Annotated in this window: 16 protein-coding genes; 3 read left to right on the top strand and 13 right to left on the bottom strand. The window is 66.9% G+C overall.

Annotated elements, in window-relative coordinates:
- Positions 1–20: 20 nt before the first annotated feature.
- On the top strand, positions 21–1,307 hold the full coding sequence (locus BG90_RS12860; protein WP_010105494.1) for a D-amino acid dehydrogenase: 1,287 nt from the start codon (positions 21–23) through the stop codon (positions 1,305–1,307).
- A gap of 113 nt (positions 1,308–1,420) precedes the next feature.
- Here BG90_RS12860 and BG90_RS12855 read toward each other — a convergent pair whose 3' ends face one another.
- The 6 genes from BG90_RS12855 to BG90_RS12830 all read right to left on the bottom strand — a co-directional run bounded on the left by BG90_RS12855 (position 1,421) and on the right by BG90_RS12830 (position 7,784).
- Entirely contained in the window at positions 1,421–3,211 is a 1,791-nt protein-coding gene (locus tag BG90_RS12855; RefSeq protein ID WP_010116452.1) for an acyl-CoA dehydrogenase, read from the bottom strand.
- 104 nt (positions 3,212–3,315) lie between these two features.
- Positions 3,316–4,251 (bottom strand): electron transfer flavoprotein subunit alpha/FixB family protein, encoded by a 936-nt coding sequence (locus tag BG90_RS12850; RefSeq protein ID WP_045568157.1) that lies wholly within the window; start codon positions 4,249–4,251, stop codon positions 3,316–3,318.
- A gap of 15 nt (positions 4,252–4,266) precedes the next feature.
- Complete coding sequence (locus BG90_RS12845) at positions 4,267–5,016, bottom strand: electron transfer flavoprotein subunit beta/FixA family protein (RefSeq protein ID WP_010105500.1); 750 nt, start codon at positions 5,014–5,016, stop codon at positions 4,267–4,269.
- Positions 5,017–5,239: 223 nt separating this feature from the next.
- A complete protein-coding gene (locus BG90_RS12840; protein WP_081464094.1) occupies positions 5,240–6,034 on the bottom strand; it encodes a MetQ/NlpA family ABC transporter substrate-binding protein in 795 nt (264 codons plus the stop codon).
- 72 nt (positions 6,035–6,106) lie between these two features.
- A complete protein-coding gene (locus tag BG90_RS12835) occupies positions 6,107–6,760 on the bottom strand; it encodes a methionine ABC transporter permease (RefSeq protein ID WP_010105502.1) in 654 nt (217 codons plus the stop codon).
- A complete protein-coding gene (locus tag BG90_RS12830) occupies positions 6,750–7,784 on the bottom strand; it encodes a methionine ABC transporter ATP-binding protein (protein WP_010105504.1) in 1,035 nt (344 codons plus the stop codon). The genes BG90_RS12835 and BG90_RS12830 overlap by 11 nt, the downstream gene beginning before the upstream one ends.
- Positions 7,785–8,092: 308 nt before the next feature.
- Between BG90_RS12830 and BG90_RS12825 the strand changes: the two genes are divergently transcribed.
- The gene (locus BG90_RS12825) at positions 8,093–8,932 is read left to right on the top strand and encodes an alpha/beta hydrolase (RefSeq protein ID WP_025989939.1); all 840 of its coding nucleotides are present in this window, start codon (positions 8,093–8,095) and stop codon (positions 8,930–8,932) included.
- A 237-nt stretch (positions 8,933–9,169) separates the two neighbouring features.
- On the opposite strand, the gene BG90_RS12820 is transcribed toward BG90_RS12825, so the two are convergent.
- The gene (locus BG90_RS12820; protein ID WP_010105511.1) at positions 9,170–10,093 is read right to left on the bottom strand and encodes a histone deacetylase family protein; all 924 of its coding nucleotides are present in this window, start codon (positions 10,091–10,093) and stop codon (positions 9,170–9,172) included.
- Between the two features lie 178 nt (positions 10,094–10,271).
- Between BG90_RS12820 and mltB the strand changes: the two genes are divergently transcribed.
- Entirely contained in the window at positions 10,272–11,498 is a 1,227-nt protein-coding gene (gene mltB, locus BG90_RS12815) for a lytic murein transglycosylase B (RefSeq protein WP_025989940.1), read from the top strand.
- A gap of 81 nt (positions 11,499–11,579) precedes the next feature.
- Here mltB and cysM read toward each other — a convergent pair whose 3' ends face one another.
- The 6 genes from cysM to lapB form a co-directional block, all read right to left on the bottom strand.
- Complete coding sequence (gene cysM, locus BG90_RS12810) at positions 11,580–12,482, bottom strand: cysteine synthase CysM (RefSeq protein ID WP_025989941.1); 903 nt, start codon at positions 12,480–12,482, stop codon at positions 11,580–11,582.
- A 243-nt stretch (positions 12,483–12,725) separates the two neighbouring features.
- Complete coding sequence (locus tag BG90_RS12805; RefSeq protein WP_010116460.1) at positions 12,726–13,043, bottom strand: ComEA family DNA-binding protein; 318 nt, start codon at positions 13,041–13,043, stop codon at positions 12,726–12,728.
- Positions 13,044–13,114: 71 nt separating this feature from the next.
- The gene (gene rfaD, locus BG90_RS12800) at positions 13,115–14,107 is read right to left on the bottom strand and encodes an ADP-glyceromanno-heptose 6-epimerase (protein WP_010116461.1); all 993 of its coding nucleotides are present in this window, start codon (positions 14,105–14,107) and stop codon (positions 13,115–13,117) included.
- 57 nt (positions 14,108–14,164) lie between these two features.
- Complete coding sequence (rfaE1, locus tag BG90_RS12795; protein WP_059447006.1) at positions 14,165–15,151, bottom strand: D-glycero-beta-D-manno-heptose-7-phosphate kinase; 987 nt, start codon at positions 15,149–15,151, stop codon at positions 14,165–14,167.
- On the bottom strand, positions 15,120–16,520 hold the full coding sequence (locus tag BG90_RS12790) for a UDP-glucose dehydrogenase family protein (protein WP_010116463.1): 1,401 nt from the start codon (positions 16,518–16,520) through the stop codon (positions 15,120–15,122). The genes rfaE1 and BG90_RS12790 overlap by 32 nt, the downstream gene beginning before the upstream one ends.
- Positions 16,521–16,611: 91 nt before the next feature.
- Positions 16,612–17,781: a lipopolysaccharide assembly protein LapB gene (lapB, locus tag BG90_RS12785; protein ID WP_010105520.1), complete on the bottom strand. Its 1,170-nt coding sequence runs from the start codon at positions 17,779–17,781 to the stop codon at positions 16,612–16,614.

The following is a 17,781-nucleotide window of genomic DNA, read 5'->3' as shown; positions in this document are numbered from 1 at the left end:
GTTTTCTATCCGGAGCAGCTATGCGTGTGGTTATTTTGGGCAGTGGCGTGGTCGGCGTGGCGAGCGCCTATTATCTGGCGCGCGCGGGCCACGAAGTCACGGTGATCGACCGCGAGGCCGGCCCCGCCCTCGACACGAGCTTTGCGAACGCGGGCCAGATCTCGCCCGGCTACGCGGCGCCGTGGGCTGCACCCGGCGTGCCGCTGAAGGCGGTCAAGTGGATGTTCGAAAAGCACGCGCCGCTCGCGATCCGCCTCGACGGCACGCGCTTCCAGTTGCAATGGATGTGGCAGATGCTGCGCAACTGCACGACCGAGCGCTATGCGCTGAACAAGGGCCGCATGGTGCGCCTCGCCGAATATAGCCGCGATTGCCTGCAGGCGCTGCGAGCCGAGACGGGCATCCAGTACGAAGGCCGCACGGGCGGCACGCTGCAGGTGTTCCGCACGCAGCAGCAGCTCGACGGCGCCGCGAAGGACATCGCGGTGCTGCGCGACGCGAACGTGCCGTTCGAACTGCTGTCGAGCGACGAGCTGAAGAAGGCCGAACCGGCGCTCGCCGCGGTCTCGCACAAGCTGACGGGCGGCCTGCGGCTGCCGGGCGACGAAACGGGCGACTGCCAGCTCTTCACGACGCGCCTCGCCGCGCTCGCCGAGCAGCTCGGCGTGAAGTTTCGCTTCAATACGAGCATCGATGCGCTCGCGATCGCGGGCGGCAAGATCGCCGGCGTCCAGTGCGGCGGCGAGATGGTGCGCGCCGACGCGTACGTGGTCGCGCTCGGCTCGTATTCGACGAACCTCGTCGCGAATCTCATGAAGATTCCGGTGTACCCGCTGAAGGGCTATTCGATCACCGCGCCGATCGTCGATGCCGCGAAGGCGCCCGTGTCGACCGTGCTCGACGAGACCTACAAGATCGCGATCACCCGTTTCGACGAACGCATCCGCGTCGGCGGGATGGCGGAGATCGTCGGCTTCGACAAGCGGCTGCGCCAGGCGCGCCGCGAGACGCTCGAAATGTGCGTAAACGACCTGTTCCCGGGCGGCGGCGATACGGCGAATGCGTCGTTCTGGACCGGCCTGCGCCCGATGACGCCGGACGGCACGCCGATCGTCGGCCGCACGCCCGTGCCGAATCTGTTCCTCAACACGGGCCACGGCACGCTCGGCTGGACGATGTCGTGCGGCTCGGGCCAGTTGCTCGCGGACCTGATGTCCGGCAAGAAGCCCGCGATCCGCGCGGACGACCTGTCGGTGCATCGCTATCTGAGCGAAACGGACGGCGAGCACCGCCCGGCGTACGCATGACGCGCTGACGCGCGACCGGCGCAGCCGCATATGCGTGCCCACGCCGCCCAAAAAGAACGGCGCCTCCGAGGGCGCCGTTCTTCGTTTCTATGTCTACTGACCGAACCAGGCGATCAGAACTGGTCTTCCGTCAGCGCGAGCACGCTCTCGCCGCCCTTCGCGCCGACGATCGACGCCTCGAACGCGCTTGCCTGCACGAGGATGTGCTCCGCGTAGAACTGCGCGATCGCGATCTTCGCGTCGTAGAACTTCGGATCGTCGGCACGCTTGTGCTGCGCGGCGAGCAGCGCGCGCGCCATTTGCCAGCCGCACAGCACGACGCCCGCGAGCTTCAGATACGGCACGCTGCCGGCGAACACGGCGTTCGGATCGCCCTTCACGTTCGCGACGACGAAATCGACGACGGCCGACAGCGCGCGCGCACCGTTCGCCAACTGCGTCTTCATCGCGGCGAATGCCGGGCCGTCGTGCGCGCCGAGCGCTTCGACCGTCTGCCGGATCTCGCCGACGATCGCCTTCGCGACCGCACCGCCGTCACGCACCGTCTTCCGGCCGACGAGGTCGTTTGCCTGGATTGCGGTCGTGCCTTCGTAGATCGCGAGAATCCGCGCATCGCGGTAATACTGCGCGGCGCCCGTCTCCTCGATGAAGCCCATCCCGCCGTGCACCTGGATCCCGAGGCTCGCGACCTCGTTGACCATCTCGGTGCTCCAGCCCTTCACGACCGGCACCAGGTACTCGTAGATCGCCTGATGCTTCGCGCGCACGCCTTCGTCGGCGGCGCGATGCGCGTGATCGCTGTGCGCGGCGGCGACGTACGACAGCGCACGCGCGCCTTCCGTCAGCGCGCGCATCGTCGCGAGCATCCGGCGCACGTCCGGGTGATGAATGATCGTTACCGACTGCTTCGCGGAGCCGTCGACCGGACGGCTCTGCACACGCTCCTTCGCGAACTCGGCGGCCTTCTGGTATGCGCGGTCGGCGACGCCGATCCCCTGCATGCCGACGCCGAAGCGCGCCGCGTTCATCATGATGAACATGTACTCGAGGCCGCGGTTCTCTTCACCGACGAGATAGCCGACCGCACCGCCGTGGTCGCCGTACTGCAGCACCGCGGTCGGGCTCGCCTTGATGCCGAGCTTGTGCTCGATCGACACGCAGTGCACGTCGTTGCGCGCGCCGAGGCTGCCGTCGTCGTTGACGAGGAACTTCGGCACGATGAAGAGCGAGATGCCCTTCACGCCTTCGGGCGCGCTCGGCGTGCGCGCGAGCACGAGATGGACGATGTTGCCCGCCATGTCGTGCTCGCCCCACGTGATGAAGATCTTCGTGCCGAACACCTTGTACGAGCCGTCGCCTTGCGGCTCCGCGCGCGAGCGCACGAGCGCGAGGTCGGAGCCCGCCTGCGGCTCGGTCAGGTTCATCGTGCCCGTCCACTCGCCGGAGATGAGCTTCGGCACATAGCTGGACTTCTGTTCGTCGGTGCCGGCCGTGAGGAGCGCCTCGATCGCGCCGTCGGTCAGGAGCGGACACAGCGCGAACGACAGGTTCGACGCGTTCAGCATCTCGATGCACGGCGTCGCGATCAGCTTCGGCAGGCCCTGTCCATCGTATTCGGTCGGATGTTGCAGCCCCTGCCAGCCGCCTTCGACGAACTGGCGGAACGCCTCCTTGAAGCCGGGCGTCGCGGTGACGGCGCCGTCCTTCCAGCTGCTCGGATTCTTGTCGCCTTCGACGTTCAGCGGCGCAAGCACCTCGCCGCAGAACTTCGCCGATTCGTCGAGCACGGCGGCAGCCGTATCGAAGCCGGCGTCCTCGTAGCCGGGCAGCTTCGCGACCTCGTCGATGCCGGCCAGTTCCTTCATCACGAACAGCATGTCCTTGACGGGTGCGGTATAGCTCATGGTGCTCCTCTCCTAGTCCGTTTATGGTGTGAAAAGGGGCGCTCGCCGCGCCCCTTTGTTCATGTTCGACTTGCTCGTGCGCTGAACGCGACGCGCGCTGCGCGTCAGCCGAGCTCGTTCACGAGCTCCGGCACGAGCGTGAACAGATCGCCGACGAGGCCGTAGTCGGCCACGCTGAAGATCGGTGCTTCGGGATCCTTGTTGATCGCGACGATCACCTTCGAATCCTTCATCCCTGCCAGATGCTGGATCGCGCCCGAAATGCCCACCGCGATGTACAGTTGCGGCGCGACGATCTTGCCCGTCTGGCCCACTTGGTAGTCGTTCGGCACGTAGCCCGCGTCGACCGCCGCGCGCGACGCGCCCAGCGCCGCCTGCAGCTTGTCCGCCAGCGGCTCCAGCACCTTCGTGTAGTTCTCGCCGCTGCCCAAGCCCCGGCCGCCCGACACGATGATCTTTGCGCTGGTGAGTTCCGGACGCTCCAGCTTCGTCACCTCGCGGCTGACGAATTGCGAAATGCCGCTGTCTGCCGCCGCGTCGATCTTCTCGACCGACGCGCTGCCGCCTTCGGCCGCAACCGGATCGAAGCCCGTCGCGCGCACCGTGATCACCTTGATCGGATCGCTCGACTGCACCGTCGCGATCGCGTTGCCCGCGTAGATCGGGCGCTCGAACGTGTCGGCCGAGTCCACCGCCGTGATGTCCGAAATCTGCGCGACGTCCAGCTTCGCCGCAATGCGCGGCGCAATGTTCTTGCCGTAGGCGGTCGCCGGCGCGAGGATATGCGAGTAGTCCTTCGCGACGTTCAGCGCGGTCGCCTCGACGTTCTCCGCGAGGCCCGCTTCGAGTTGCGGCGCGTCGGCCAACAGCACCTTGGCGACACCCGCGATCTTCGCCGCCGCGTCGGCCGCGCCCTGCGCGTTGTGACCCGCGACCAGCACGTGAATATCGCCGCCGATCTTCTGCGCGGCAGCCACCGTGTTCAGCGTCGACGCCTTGATCGACCCATTGTCGTGTTCGGCAATTACCAGAATCGTCATTTCTTTCCGCTCCCCTTACAGCACCTTGGCTTCGGTCTTCAGCTTCTCGACCAGCGTCTTCACGTCCGGCACCTTCACGCCCGCCGCGCGCTTCGGCGGCTCCACCACCTTCAGCGTCTTCAGACGCGGCGCAACGTCCACGCCCAGGTCTTCCGGCTTCACGGTTTCCAAAGGCTTCTTCTTCGCCTTCATGATGTTCGGCAGCGTCACGTAGCGCGGCTCGTTCAGGCGAAGATCCGTGGTGACCACCGCGGGCAGTTGAAGCGACAGCGTCTCCGCGCCGCCGTCCACTTCACGCGCGACCGTTGCACGGCCGTCGGCGACCGTCACCTTCGACGCGAACGTCGCCTGCGGCAGGTTCGCGAGCGCGGCCAGCATCTGGCCCGTCTGGTTCGAATCGTCGTCGATCGCCTGCTTGCCCAGAATCACGAGCTGCGGCTGCTCCTTGTCGACCAGCGCCTTCAGGATCTTCGCGACGCCGAGCGGCTGCACTTCGTCGTTCGATTCGACGAGAATCGCACGGTCCGCGCCGATCGCGAGCGCCGTGCGAAGCGTTTCCTGAGCCTGCGCAACGCCCACCGACACCGCGATCACTTCGGTCGCCACGCCCGCTTCCTTCAGGCGCACCGCCTCCTCGACCGCGATCTCGTCGAACGGATTCATCGACATCTTCACGTTCGCAATATCGACCCCCGTGCCGTCCGTCTTCACCCGGACCTTCACGTTGTAATCGACCACTCTCTTCACTGGCACCAGGATTTTCATGCACACGCTCCAAAGTTACGAATACGACCAGCGGCCATTTTATAGCGAGGCTCGCCCACGCGGCGGCAACGCCGGTCATTCAATTTGCGGCTACCGAGGATAGCGCCCCCTTGCGGCATGCCGATAATAGCGAACGGTCGTTCTATTTTAAAAGAGAAAAAACCCGGACGCCAAGCCCGGGCTTTCGACCGCCGCCTCTAATCGGCGGCGCCCCGCGTTCCGCTCACCACGCGGTGATCACCGCGCCGCCGAATTGGCGCTCGATGAAGCGCTTCACGTCGGGCGACCGGTACGCTGCGACGAGCTTCGCGACCCACGGCTTGTCCTTGTCTTCGGCGCGCACCGCGAGAATGTTCGCGTACGGGCCGTTCGGACCCTCGATCGCGATCGCGTCCTGTTTCGGCTTGAGCCCGGCCTCCATCGCGTAGTTCGTGTTGATCGCGGCGGCGTCGACGTCGGCGAGCGAGCGCGGAATCTGCGCGGCGTCGAGCTCGACGAGCTTCAGTTGCTTCGGATTGTCGGCGACGTCGAAGCGCGTCGCCTTCAGGCCCGCGCCGTCGCGCAGCTTCAGCAGGCCCTGCTTCTGCAGCAGCAACAGCGCGCGGCCGCCGTTCGTCGGATCGTTCGGAATCGCAATCCGCGCGCCCGGGCGCAGCTCCGCGAGCGACTTCACGCGCTTCGAATAGATCCCCATCGGGAACGTGACGGTGTCCGCGACCTTGACGATCTTGTAGCCGCGATCCTTCACCTGCGCTTCGAGATACGGATAGTGCTGATAGCTGTTCGCGTCGATGTCGCCCGCCGCGAGCGCCGCGTTCGGCTGCACGTAGTCCGAGAACTCGACGATCTTGATGTCGAGCCCGTTCTTCGCGGCGACCTTCTTCACTTCCTCCATCACCTGTGCGTGCGGGCCGCCCGTCACGCCGACCTTGATCGTCCGCGCCTGCGCCTGCGCGCTCGCGACGCATGCGGCCGCGCCGAACGCGGCGGCAAGCTTGAGCATCGTTCTTCGTTGCATCTCCGGATCTCCTCTGCGGTTGCGGCGCCGCCGCCGGTCGCGACGCGCGGCGCTCGCGCGCAATCGGTTGTTTTACTTGTGGCTCAGGCGCCGCACGAGCCAGTCGCCGAACGATTGCACGATCTGCACGAACACGATCAGGATCGCGACGACCGTCCACATCACTTCCGGCAGATAGCGCTGATAGCCGTAGCGGATCCCGAGGTCGCCCAACCCGCCGCCGCCGATCGCGCCCGCCATCGCCGAATAGCCGACGAGCGACACGAACGTGATCGTGAGCCCCGCGACGATGCCCGGCAGCGATTCGGGCAGCAGCACCTTGAACACGATCTGGCCCGTCGTCGCGCCCATCGCCTGCGCGGCTTCGATGAGGCCGCGGTCGACTTCGCGCAGCGCCGTCTCGACGAGCCGCGCGATGAACGGCGCCGCCGCGATCGTGAGCGGCACGACGGCCGCCGCGGTGCCGATCGACGAGCCGACGGCCAGGCGCGTAAACGGGATCACCGCGACGAGCAGGATGATGAACGGCGTCGAGCGGACCGCGTTGACGATGCCGCCCAGCACGCGGTTCACCGCGAGGCTCTGCAGCACGCCCTGGCGATCGGTCAGATAGAGCAGCACGCCGAGCGGCAGGCCGACGAGCGCGCCGACCGCCCCGGAGATGCCGACCATGATCAGCGTCTCCCAGAACGACTGCACAAACATATCGAACATTTCACTCAACATACGAAAGCTCCTCGACGACGACGCCCTGCTCGCGCAGATACGCGAACGCCTGCCCCACCTTGCCCGGCTCGCCCGTCGCGAGCACCGCGAGCGAACCGAACGCGCGGCCCTGGATCTCGTCGATCTGGCCGTGCAGGATGTTGAAGTCCAGCTCGTAGCGCCGGATCGTCTCCGACAGGATCGGCTGATCGACGCCCGAGCCCGTGAACGCGAGGCGCAACAGATGCCCCGAGCCCGTCTTCAGGCGCTCGGCAACGCGCGCCTTCATCGCGGGCGGCAGCTCCTGCGCGATCACGTCGCCGATCAGCGCGCGCGTGACTTCGTGGTGCGGCCGCATGAACACGTCGATCACGTTGCCCTCTTCGACGACGCGCCCCGCGTCGAGCACCGCGACGCGATCGCACACGTCCTTGATCACTTCCATCTGGTGCGTGATGAGGACGATCGTGAGGCCGAGCTCGCGGTTGATGCGCCGGAGCAGGTCGAGGATCGCGCGCGTCGTCTCGGGATCGAGCGCGGACGTCGCTTCGTCGGACAGCAGCACCTTCGGCTTGCTCGCGAGCGCGCGCGCGATGCCGACGCGCTGCTTCTGGCCGCCGCTGATCTGCGCCGGATAGCGGTCCTTCTGCGCGGCGAGGCCGACGAGGTCGAGCAGCGGCAGCACGGTCGCCTCGATCTCCGCACGCTTCACGCCCGCGAGCTCGAGCGGCAGCGCGACGTTGTCGAACACGGTGCGCGACGACAGCAGGTTGAAGTGCTGGAAGATCATCCCGATGTCGCGCCGTGCGTTGCGCAGCTCGCTCGCGGACAGCTGCGTCAGGTCGCGGCCGTCGACGATCACGCTGCCTTCCGACGGCCGCGTGAGCAGGTTGATCGTGCGCACGAGCGTGCTCTTGCCCGCGCCGCTGCGGCCGATGATGCCGAAGACCTCGCCCTGCGGAATCGTCAGGTTGACGTTGTGCAACGCTTCGATCCAGCCGCGAGGCCCCTCGAAACGCTGCGAAAGGTTGCGAATTTCGATCATGTAAACAAAACGGCGGAACGGCGCAGCCGGATGTGCCGGACTTCGCTGTCGACCGCCGCCGCATCTAGGGAATGACCCGCGAGTTTACCGCATCCGCCACATTTCCCTTAATAATCGATTTCCACCTTTTCATAACCAAACGCGATTAGAGGAATGCGCCCGCACGGGCCGTCACGGACCGCGTCTATGATCGAGCGCATCCTTCATAACAACATGCTCCGGAGACTCCCGCCATGGATGCTGCCGCTTCGACTCCGCCCCGCTCCGCCGCCACGGCCGATACCGGCGTGGCCCCGCGGCGCGAACGCCTGCGCACCGGCGACGGGCTCGAGCTCGCGTCATACCGGTGGCCCGCCCCCGCGTCGTTCGCCGCACCGCGCGCGACCGTCGCGCTCGTGCACGGGCTCGCCGAGCACGCGGGACGCTACCAGGCGCTCGCCGAGCGGCTGACTGCGGCGGGCATCGAAGTCGTCGCGGCCGACCTGCGCGGACACGGACATTCGCCCGGCGCACGCGCGTGGGTCGAGCGCTTCGATCAGTATCTGCAGGACGCGGATGCGCTCGTCGCGAGCGCGGCGCGCGACGACGCCCCGCTCTTCCTGATGGGGCACAGCATGGGCGGCGCGGTCGCCGCGCTCTACATGGTCGAACGCGCGGCCGCGCGCCGCCCCGGGTTCGCGGGCCTCATCCTGTCGAGCCCCGCGCTCGCGCCCGGGCGCGACGTGCCGAAATGGATGCTCGCGATGAGCCGCTTCATCAGCCGCGCGTGGCCCCGCTTTCCGGCGATCAAGATCGACGCCGCACTGCTGTCGCGCGATCCGGCCGCGGTCGCCGCGAATCGCGCCGATCCGCTCGTCCATCACGGCTCGGTACCGGCGCGCACCGGCGCCGAAATTCTCGACGCGATGCAGCGGATCGAGCGCGGCCGCGCGGCGCTGCGCGTGCCCGTCCTCGTCTATCATGGCACTGCCGACAAGCTGACCGAACCCGACGGCAGCCGCGATTTCGGCGCGCACGTCGGCTCGCCCGACCGCACGCTCACGCTGTACGAAGGCGGCTATCACGAGACGATGAACGATCTGGAACGTGAGCGCGTGATCGGCGCGTTGATCGAATGGATCCTGGCGCGGGCGCCCGAGCGAAACTGAAATGCCCGGATCGGATGCGGATGCGCGGCTGAGCCCGCGTATCCGCAGATGGGAGGGAAGTCGGACGATCGCGTCCGCTACGCGGCTTCGCGGCCAGATGCCGGGACCGGCTGCGCGGATAGGCGCCTTCGCCGCACGAGCCCGTCGGAGCGCGCACGCTCGTTGGCTCGTCGCCGCGCTCGCCCGCCCGGACGCACCGAAGTGCAGCCGCCTGCCTGCGCGACGCTCGACGCGCGCTCACCCCCCGACAAGCACGCGCAAATGCGCGACCACGCTGCGCCCGAGCGCGGACAGGTTGTAGCCGCCTTCGAGACAGCTCACGATCCGACCTTGCGCATGTCGCCGCGCGACTTCGCAGATCTGGGTCGTGAGCCACTCGTAGTCGGCCTCGACGAGACCCATCCCGCCGATGTCGTCCTCGCGATGCGCATCGAAGCCCGCCGACACGAACAGCATCTGCGGCTTGAACTCGTCGAGCCGCGGCAGCCACATCAGATCGACCGCCTCGCGCACCGCCATCCCGTTCGTGCGCGCGGGCATCGGCAGGTTGACCATGTTCGGCGCCTGATGATCGACGCCCGAGAACGGATACAGCGGATGCTGGAAGAAGCTGCACATCAGCACGCGCTCGTCGTTCGCGAATGCAGCCTCGGTGCCGTTGCCGTGATGAACGTCGAAATCGATGATCGCGACGCGCTCCAGTCCGTGAATCTCGAGCGCGTGGCGCGCGGCGATCGCGACGTTGTTGAAGAAGCAAAAACCCATCGCGCGCGCGGGCTCCGCATGATGGCCGGGCGGACGCACGCTGCAGAACGCATTGTCGTAGCGGCCTTCGAGCACCGCGTCGGTCGCCTCGACGGCCGCCCCCGCCGCGCGCAGCGCCGCGCGCCACGTATGGCGGTTCATCGACGTGTCGGGATCGATCTCGACGTAGCCTTCCTTCGGAATCCGGCTGCGGATGTAGTCGATGTGCGCCTGCGTGTGCACGCGGGCAAGCGCCGTCTCGCTCGCGAACGGCGCCGTCTCATGGACGATCAGGTCGTCGATGCGGCTCGCGATCAGTTGATCCTGGATCGCCGACAGCCGCGCCGGCGACTCGGGATGCCACTCCCCCATCTCGTGCAGCAGGCAGTCGGGGTGCGTGTAAAAGGCCGTTGGCATAAGCTCGTTCCGCGACGCGGCCGGTGCGCGCCGCAGGTCTCCGTCAAGGATGTCCGCGATATCGTCTGGTGCGAACTTCGCCGCTAACTTACCACATCGCACTCCGCGCCGGGCCGGCGCGGCGGACGTGTCGGTTATACTGCCCCGAAATCATCCGCCCCGTCCGCTTCGCTTCGACATGACTTTCAACCAGCCTGCCGCACCCGCCCCGCTCGCTTTCCGTCTTCGCTTGCCGCTCGCCGCGCTGTCGCTTGCCGCGACGCTCTTCGCGTCCGCCGCCGTCGCGCAGACGCAGCCCGCCGCGGCCGTCGTCGCGCAAGCACAGCCGCAATCGAGCGTGCCGCAAGGACAGACGTTCGAAGAAGAAATCGTTCCGCAGCGCTACGCGAACAATCCGAAGATCGACGCGTTCATCGCCGACATGGTCGCGCGCCACGACTTCGACGCGAACGCGCTGCATGCGCTCTTCGCGCGCGTCAGCTACTCGGCGACCGCCGCGAAGCTCGTGATGCCCGCGCCGTCGCCCACGGTCAAGAACTGGCGCGTCTATCAATCGCGCTTTCTCGACGCGGTGCGCGTGAACGCGGGCGTGAAATTCTGGCGCGCGAACCAGGGGACACTGCAACGCGCGTCGGCGGAATTCGGCGTGCCGCCCGAAGTGATCGTCGGCATCATCGGCGTCGAGACGATCTACGGCCGCTACATGGGCAACTTCCGTACGCTCGACGCGCTGACGACGCTCGCGTTCGACTATCCGAGCACGCCGAATCGCGACACGCGCCAGGCGACGTTCCGCAAGAACCTCGAAGACTTCCTCGTGTGGACCCGCGACAGCCAGCTCGATCCGACGAGCGTGCTCGGCTCGTACACGGGCGCGGTCGGCATTCCGCAGTTCCTGCCGAGCAGCATCCGCGAATACGCGGTCGATTACGACGGCAACGGCCACATCGACCTGCGCGCGAGCCAGGCCGACGCGATCGGCAGCGTCGCGAACTATCTGAAGCAGCACGGCTGGGAAACCGGCCGGCCGGTGGTGTGGAACATCGCGCCCGACACGGGCAGCCAGGGCGTCGCGCAAGCGGCGGCCGACGGCCGGCCCGAGCCGCATTGGGTGTTGTCGCAATTGCTGCGCGCGGGCCTCGTGCTCGACGAGCCGTCCGTCAACATCGCGTCGGAGGCGAGCACGCCCGTCACTGTGATCGACCTGCCGACGCCCGGCCGCGCGACCGAGTACAAGCTCGGACTGCAGAACTTCTACGTGCTGACCCGCTACAACCGCAGCTTCTTCTATGCGCTCGCCGTGTATCAGCTGGGCGAGCGCGTGAAGGAGCAAATGGAAGCGAGCGGTGCGCTGACGTCGCCGCCGGACAATACCGCGCCCGCCGCACAGCCTTCGTCGGAATGAAACGGCGCGCGGCCGCCCGAATGAAAAAAGCGCCGACAGCGGCGCTTTTTCTTTGGCAATCCTGCCCGACGACGCCGCGCGTTACGCAGGGAATACGCCCGTCGACAGATAACGGTCGCCGCGGTCGCAGACGATGAACACGATCGTCGCGTTCTCGACCTGCCGCGCGATGCGCAGCGCGACTTCGCACGCGCCGCCCGACGAGATTCCGCAGAAGATGCCCTCGACGGCCGCGAGCTTGCGCGCCATCGCCTCGGATGCGGCCTGGCTCACGTTCTCGACGCGGTCGACACGGCTGCGATCGAAAATCTTCGGCAGATACGCTTCCGGCCACTTGCGGATGCCCGGGATGCGCGAGCCGTCTTCCGGCTGCGCACCGACGATCTCGATGTTCGGATTCCTTTCCTTCAGATACCGCGACGTGCCCATGATCGTGCCCGTCGTGCCCATCGCGGACACGAAGTGCGTGATGCGGCCGTCGGTCTCGCGCCAGATTTCCGGGCCGGTGCCTTCGTAATGCGCGAGCGGATTATCGGCATTCGCGAACTGGTCGAGGATCACGCCCTTGCCTTCGCGCTGCATCTGCTCAGCAAGATCGCGCGCGAACTCCATCCCGCCCTTCACCGGCGTCAGCACGATTTCGGCGCCGTACGCGGCCATGCTCTGGCGGCGCTCGACGGACAGATCCTCCGGCATGATCAACACCATCTTGTAGCCGCGGATCGCCGCCGCCATCGCGAGCGCGATCCCCGTATTGCCGCTCGTCGCCTCGATCAGCGTGTCGCCCGGCTTGATCGTGCCGCGCTCCTCCGCCTTGCGGATCATCGACAGCGCGGGACGGTCCTTCACCGAACCCGCCGGATTGTTGCCTTCCAGCTTCGCGAGAATCACGTTGTTGCGGGCGCGAATCTCGTCGTCCGCCAAGCGGACGAGTTGCACGAGCGGAGTATTGCCGATCGTGTCTTCGATAGTTTTGTAAGCCATGAACGTCACGTTTATCCGATGCCGATGAATTGATCGATTGTAAACCAGCGGAGAAACGGACGCGCACGATGGCCGTCAAGCCGGCCGCGCGCGTGGACATGCGGCCTTCGCCCGGGTATTCGGGCAACGCAAAAAGCCCGCGGCGTGCGCCGCGGGAATTCGCCGCCGAAGCGGCGCCTGAAGGAGGCATCACCCAACCGCCGGCCGCCGGATCGCCGGCGCCGGAATCGTCAGCAGACCGGATTATTTCTTGCCGGCAGCGGCCGCTTTCTGCGGCGCTGCGGGGGCGGCAGGCGCACGCGCCGTGCCGATCGCGAGGCCCTCGGCCTGCAAGCGCTCGACCGTCTTGCCGCCCATGCCCTTCACGCGCCGCGCGAGATCGGCCGCATCCTTGTACGGGCCGTGCGCGGTCCGCTCGTCGACGATCGCCCGGGCCTTCGCCGGGCCGATACCCTTGATGCCGCGCAGCGCATCGTCGTTCGCGACGTTGACGTCGACGGCAGCCCATCCGTGTGCGGCCGCGGCGCACAGCGCGACCGTCGCGAGAAGTTTCTTCAGCATCTGGATCTCCGTAAAGAAACGGCCGGCGGCTGCCGACCGTGAGATCCAGTCTAAGGACGCGAGCGCGCCGCTTACAGCTGGCCGAACAGCCAACGCACGTAGCGATCGACACCCTCTTGCACCGTCAGGAACGGCGCATCGTAGCCGGCCGCGCGCAGCTTCGTCTGGTCGGCCTGCGTGAAGCACTGGTACTTGCCGCGCAGCGCGTCCGGGAACGGCACGTATTCGACGAGGCCCTGCTCGACCTGCTCGGCGAGCGTGAGCGAAGGCTTGCCTTCGAGCGCGCGCAGCGTGTTGACGACCGTCGTCGCGATGTCGTTGAACGGCTGCGCGCGGCCGGTGCCGAGATTGAAGATGCCCGACTTCTCCGGATGATCGAAGAAATACAGGTTCACCTTCGCGACGTCCTCGACCGACACGAAATCGCGCGTCTGCTCGCCCGGACCGTAGCCGTTGTATTCGCCGAACAGCTTGACCTTGCCTTCGGCGCGGAACTGGTTGAAGTTGTGGAACGCGACCGACGCCATCCGGCCCTTGTGAGACTCGCGCGGGCCGTACACGTTGAAGTAGCGAAAGCCCGCGATCTGGCTCTTCGCGCTCGGCATCACGCGTCGGATCACCTGGTCGAACAGGAACTTCGAATAGCCGTAGACATTGAGCGGGGCCTCCACTTCGCGCGCCTCGACGAAGCGGCTCGACCCGCCGTAGATCGCGGCCGACGACGCATACAGGAACTGCACGCGCTGCGCGAGACATGCGTCGAGCACCGCGCGGCTGTAACGGAAATTGTTGTCCATCATGTAGCGGCCGTCGGTTTCCATCGTGTCCGAACAGGCGCCTTCGTGGAATACCGCGCGCACTTTGCCGAAATCGCCGCGCGCGAAGCGCTCGACGAACTCGGTCTTGTCGAGGTAGTCGTCGATCTCGCAATCGACGAGGTTCTTGAATTTGTCCGCGCGCGTCAGGTTGTCGACCGCGATGATGCGCGTCTCGCCGCGCTCGTTCAGCGCCTTGACGAGGTTCGCGCCGATGAAGCCGGCCGCGCCGGTAACGATGAGGGTCATGATCGTCCTACCGTAAGAGTGTGCGTACGGCGCACGGCAGCGCGCGCCGTACGCCGTTCAATGAAACAGTTCGTCGTACTCGACAGTTGCGGTGCCGAGCTTGCCGACCACGATGCCCGCCGCGCGATTCGCGAGCACGACCGCTTCGACGAGCGGCAGCCCCGCGCCGAGCATCGTCGCGACGGTTGCGATCACCGTGTCGCCCGCGCCCGACACGTCGTACACTTCGCGCGCGAGCGCGCTTACGTGCAGTTCGCCGTCGTTCGAAAAGAGCGTCATCCCCTCTTCCGAGCGTGTGAGCAGGAGCGCGTCGAGCGCGAGTTCGCCGCGCAGCTTCGAAACGCGCGCGCGCAGGTCGTCCTCGGACGTCCACTGCCCGACGACCTCGCGCAGCTCCGCGCGGTTCGGCGTGATCAGCGACGCGCCGCGATAGCGCGCCCAGTCGGCGCCCTTCGGATCGACGAGCACGGGCTTGCCCGCCGCGCGCGCCTTCGCGATCATCGTCGTCACGTGCGTGAGCCCGCCCTTCGCGTAGTCCGACATCAGCACGACGTCGTACGACGGCAAGAGCGCGTCGAAGCGCGCGAGCCCCGCGAGCAGCACTTCGTGCGTCGGCGCGGCCTCGAAATCGACGCGCAGCAATTGCTGCTGCTGCGCGAGCACGCGCAGCTTGATCGTCGTCGGCAGCGACGGATCGCGCTCGAGATATGGCGTCACCCCGCTCGCGCCGAGCAGCTCGACGATCCGCTCGCCCGGCTCGTCGCCACCGACGACGCACAGAAGGCCCGCCTGGCCGCCGAGCGTCACCGCGTTGCGCGCGACGTTCGCCGCGCCGCCCAGCCGCTCCTCCTGCCGCTGCACGTGCACGACGGGCACGGGCGCTTCGGGCGAGATCCGGTTGACGTTGCCGAACCAGTAGCGATCGAGCATCACGTCGCCGACGACGAGCACGCGCGATTTCGCGATCTGCTCGCGCGGCACGACACGCGCCGTGGCGGGCAACGCCGCGCGCTTATCCGCGCTCGGAAGAGATGGGCTCGACATAGGGGCGTCCAATTGCGTGGTAATCGATGCCGAACTCGGCCATCGCATCGGGTTCGTACAGGTTGCGGCCGTCGAAGATCACGGGTGCCTTCAGCACCGACTTCAGATGCGCGAAATCCGGACTCTTGAATTCCTTCCATTCGGTGACGATCACGAGCGCGTCCGCGCCAGTGAGCGCATCGTCGGCCGAATCGACGAACGCGAGCTGCGCGAGCGCGTCGGGCACATCGCGCAGATCGAGCGCGAACACGCGCCGCGCTTCGTCGACAGCGACGGGATCGTATGCGCGCACCGCCGCGCCGCGCGCGAGCAGCGACGCGATCAGACGCCGGCTCGGCGCTTCGCGCATGTCGTCGGTGTTCGGCTTGAACGCAAGCCCCCAGACGGCGAACGTGCGGCCCGTCAGGTCGGCGCCGTAGCGCTTCTCGATCTTGTCGAGCAGCACGTTCTTCTGCGCGTGATTCACATCCTCGACCGCCTCGAGAATCTTGAGCGGCTGGCCGTTCTCGCCTGCGGTGCGGATGAGCGCCTGCACGTCCTTCGGGAAGCACGAGCCGCCGTAGCCGACGCCCGCATACAGGAAGTGATAGCCGATTCGCGGATCGGAGCCGATCCCGCGCCGCACCGCTTCGATGTCGGCGCCGACGCGATCCGCGAGATTCGACATCTCGTTCATGAACGAGATGCGCGTCGCGAGCATCGCGTTCGCCGCGTACTTCGAGAATTCGGCCGAGCGCACGTCCATGTAGATCGTTCGCTCGTGGTTGCGGTTGAACGGCGCGTAGAGCTTCTTCATCTTCTCGCGGGCGATCGCGCCCGCCCCGTCGTCGTCGACGCCGATGATGATCCGGTCGGGACGCATGAAATCGTCGACGGCCGCGCCTTCCTTCAGGAATTCGGGATTCGACACGACCGAAAAGCGATGCTCGGCGCTGCCGGCGAGCCCGCGCGCGGCGAGCGCCTCTTCGACCACGCCGCGCACGCGCTGCGCGGTGCCGACGGGCACCGTCGACTTGTCGACGATCACTTTGTAGCCCGTCATGTAGCGGCCGATGTTGCGCGCGGCCTCGAGCACGTACTGCAGATCGGCGGAACCGTCCTCGTCGGGCGGCGTGCCGACCGCGATGAACTGGATCTCGCCGTGAGCGACGCTCGCCTCGACATCGGTCGAGAACGTGATGCGCCCCGCCGCGCGGGTGCGCGCGATGATTTCCTGCAGCCCGGGCTCGTGAATCGGCATGCCGCCGCCGTTCAGGATATCGATCTTGCGAGGATCGACGTCGAGGCAGAACACGTCGTGGCCGATCTCGGCGAGACACGCGCCGGTGACGAGGCCCACATAGCCCGTGCCGATGATGGTGATCTTCATAAGTATTCCGATGATTCGCTCGAGCGGACGACGTCCGCCCGGTTCAGGCTCGCGGCGGCGATTTCACGCCTTCCCGCGCGGCCTGCCCCCATTACGCAACGGCGGGTTCGACGCGCCGCGGCGCGTAGGTTTCCCATCCGCTGCATCCAGGGCACTGCCAGTAGAAAAGGCGCGCCCGGAAACCGCAATTCTGGCATGTATATCGTGGCAGATTCTTGGTGCGCTGCTTGACGAGCACGCGCATCATCTCGAGCTCCGCGCGGCGCGGCTCGTCGGCCGTCGCGATCTGCGCGTCGAGCAGGTGCAGCATGCCGGACAGGTTCGGCGCCTTCTCCATCTGCGTGCGCGCGAGCGCATGCGCGACGTCGTTGCCGCGCATCTGCGCGACGTACTGATAGACGACGTCGAGCAAATCGTTCGACGGATAGCGTTCCGCATAGCCCGTCAGCAGCTCGGCGCCGTCGGCCGCCTGATCGAGCGCGGCGTAGGACTTCATCAGCTTGTCGGCGACGAGCGGCAGATACGCGGGATTCTGCGTCTCGATGCGGCGCCAGTGGTCGATCGCCGCGCGATGATCGCCCGCCGCGGCGGCCGCGTCGCCCGACAGGATCGTCGCGCGCGCGTTCTGCGGATTCACGGTGAGCGCCTCGCGCAGATGCTCGGCCGCGAGCGCGGCGTTCTTGCGCTGCAGCGCGTCCTGCGCGAGCTCGCAATGGAACTGCGAGATCTCGGTCGCGAGACGCGGCGCGCCCATCGACTCGATCCGCGTCGCGGTGTCGATCGACTTGTGCCAGTCCTTCTCGATCTCGTAGATCGTCAGGAGCGCGCGCTGCGCGTCGAGCGCGTAGTCGCCTTCGGCGAGCATGTGGAACGTCTCTTCCGCGCGGTCGAGCAGGCCCGCCTTCAGGAAGTCCTGCCCGAGCTCGAAGAGCGCGTGATCGCGCTCGGTCACGGGCAGGTCGTTGCGGCTGAGCAGGTTCTGATGGACGCGGATCGCGCGGTCCGTCTCGCCGCGCCGGCGAAACAGGTTGCCGAGCGCGAAGTGCAGCTCGACCGTTTCGGGATCGAGCTTCGCAACTTCGATGAACGCGTCGATGGCTTTGTCCGGCTGCTCATTCAGCAGGAAGTTCAAGCCGCGGAAATAGGAGCGCGGCAGATTCGCGCTCTCGGACAGCAGCTTGTTGAGGTCGTAGCGCGACGCCATCCAGCCGAGCGCGAACGCGACGGGAATGGCGAGCAGCCACCAGAAATCGAGATCCAT

The sequence above is a fragment of the Burkholderia oklahomensis C6786 genome (assembly GCF_000959365.1).
Lineage (GTDB): Bacteria > Pseudomonadota > Gammaproteobacteria > Burkholderiales > Burkholderiaceae > Burkholderia > Burkholderia oklahomensis.
This window is presented reverse-complemented; position numbering and strand designations above follow the sequence as displayed.

Bases quoted from the DNA above. Each gene is read 5' to 3' on its own strand.
- BG90_RS12860 (WP_010105494.1), top strand. From the start codon at position 21: ATGCGTGTGGTTATTTTGGGCAGTGGCGTGGTCGGCGTGGCGAGCGCC.
- BG90_RS12855 (WP_010116452.1), bottom strand. From the start codon at position 3,211: ATGAGCTATACCGCACCCGTCAAGGACATGCTGTTCGTGATGAAGGAA.
- BG90_RS12850 (WP_045568157.1), bottom strand. From the start codon at position 4,251: ATGACGATTCTGGTAATTGCCGAACACGACAATGGGTCGATCAAGGCG.
- BG90_RS12845 (WP_010105500.1), bottom strand. From the start codon at position 5,016: ATGAAAATCCTGGTGCCAGTGAAGAGAGTGGTCGATTACAACGTGAAG.
- BG90_RS12840 (WP_081464094.1), bottom strand. From the start codon at position 6,034: ATGCAACGAAGAACGATGCTCAAGCTTGCCGCCGCGTTCGGCGCGGCC.
- BG90_RS12835 (WP_010105502.1), bottom strand. From the start codon at position 6,760: ATGTTGAGTGAAATGTTCGATATGTTTGTGCAGTCGTTCTGGGAGACG.
- BG90_RS12830 (WP_010105504.1), bottom strand. From the start codon at position 7,784: ATGATCGAAATTCGCAACCTTTCGCAGCGTTTCGAGGGGCCTCGCGGC.
- BG90_RS12820 (WP_010105511.1), bottom strand. From the start codon at position 10,093: ATGCCAACGGCCTTTTACACGCACCCCGACTGCCTGCTGCACGAGATG.
- mltB (WP_025989940.1), top strand. From the start codon at position 10,272: ATGACTTTCAACCAGCCTGCCGCACCCGCCCCGCTCGCTTTCCGTCTT.
- cysM (WP_025989941.1), bottom strand. From the start codon at position 12,482: ATGGCTTACAAAACTATCGAAGACACGATCGGCAATACTCCGCTCGTG.
- BG90_RS12805 (WP_010116460.1), bottom strand. From the start codon at position 13,043: ATGCTGAAGAAACTTCTCGCGACGGTCGCGCTGTGCGCCGCGGCCGCA.
- rfaD (WP_010116461.1), bottom strand. From the start codon at position 14,107: ATGACCCTCATCGTTACCGGCGCGGCCGGCTTCATCGGCGCGAACCTC.
- rfaE1 (WP_059447006.1), bottom strand. From the start codon at position 15,151: ATGTCGAGCCCATCTCTTCCGAGCGCGGATAAGCGCGCGGCGTTGCCC.
- BG90_RS12790 (WP_010116463.1), bottom strand. From the start codon at position 16,520: ATGAAGATCACCATCATCGGCACGGGCTATGTGGGCCTCGTCACCGGC.
- lapB (WP_010105520.1), bottom strand. From the start codon at position 17,781: ATGGATCTCGATTTCTGGTGGCTGCTCGCCATTCCCGTCGCGTTCGCG.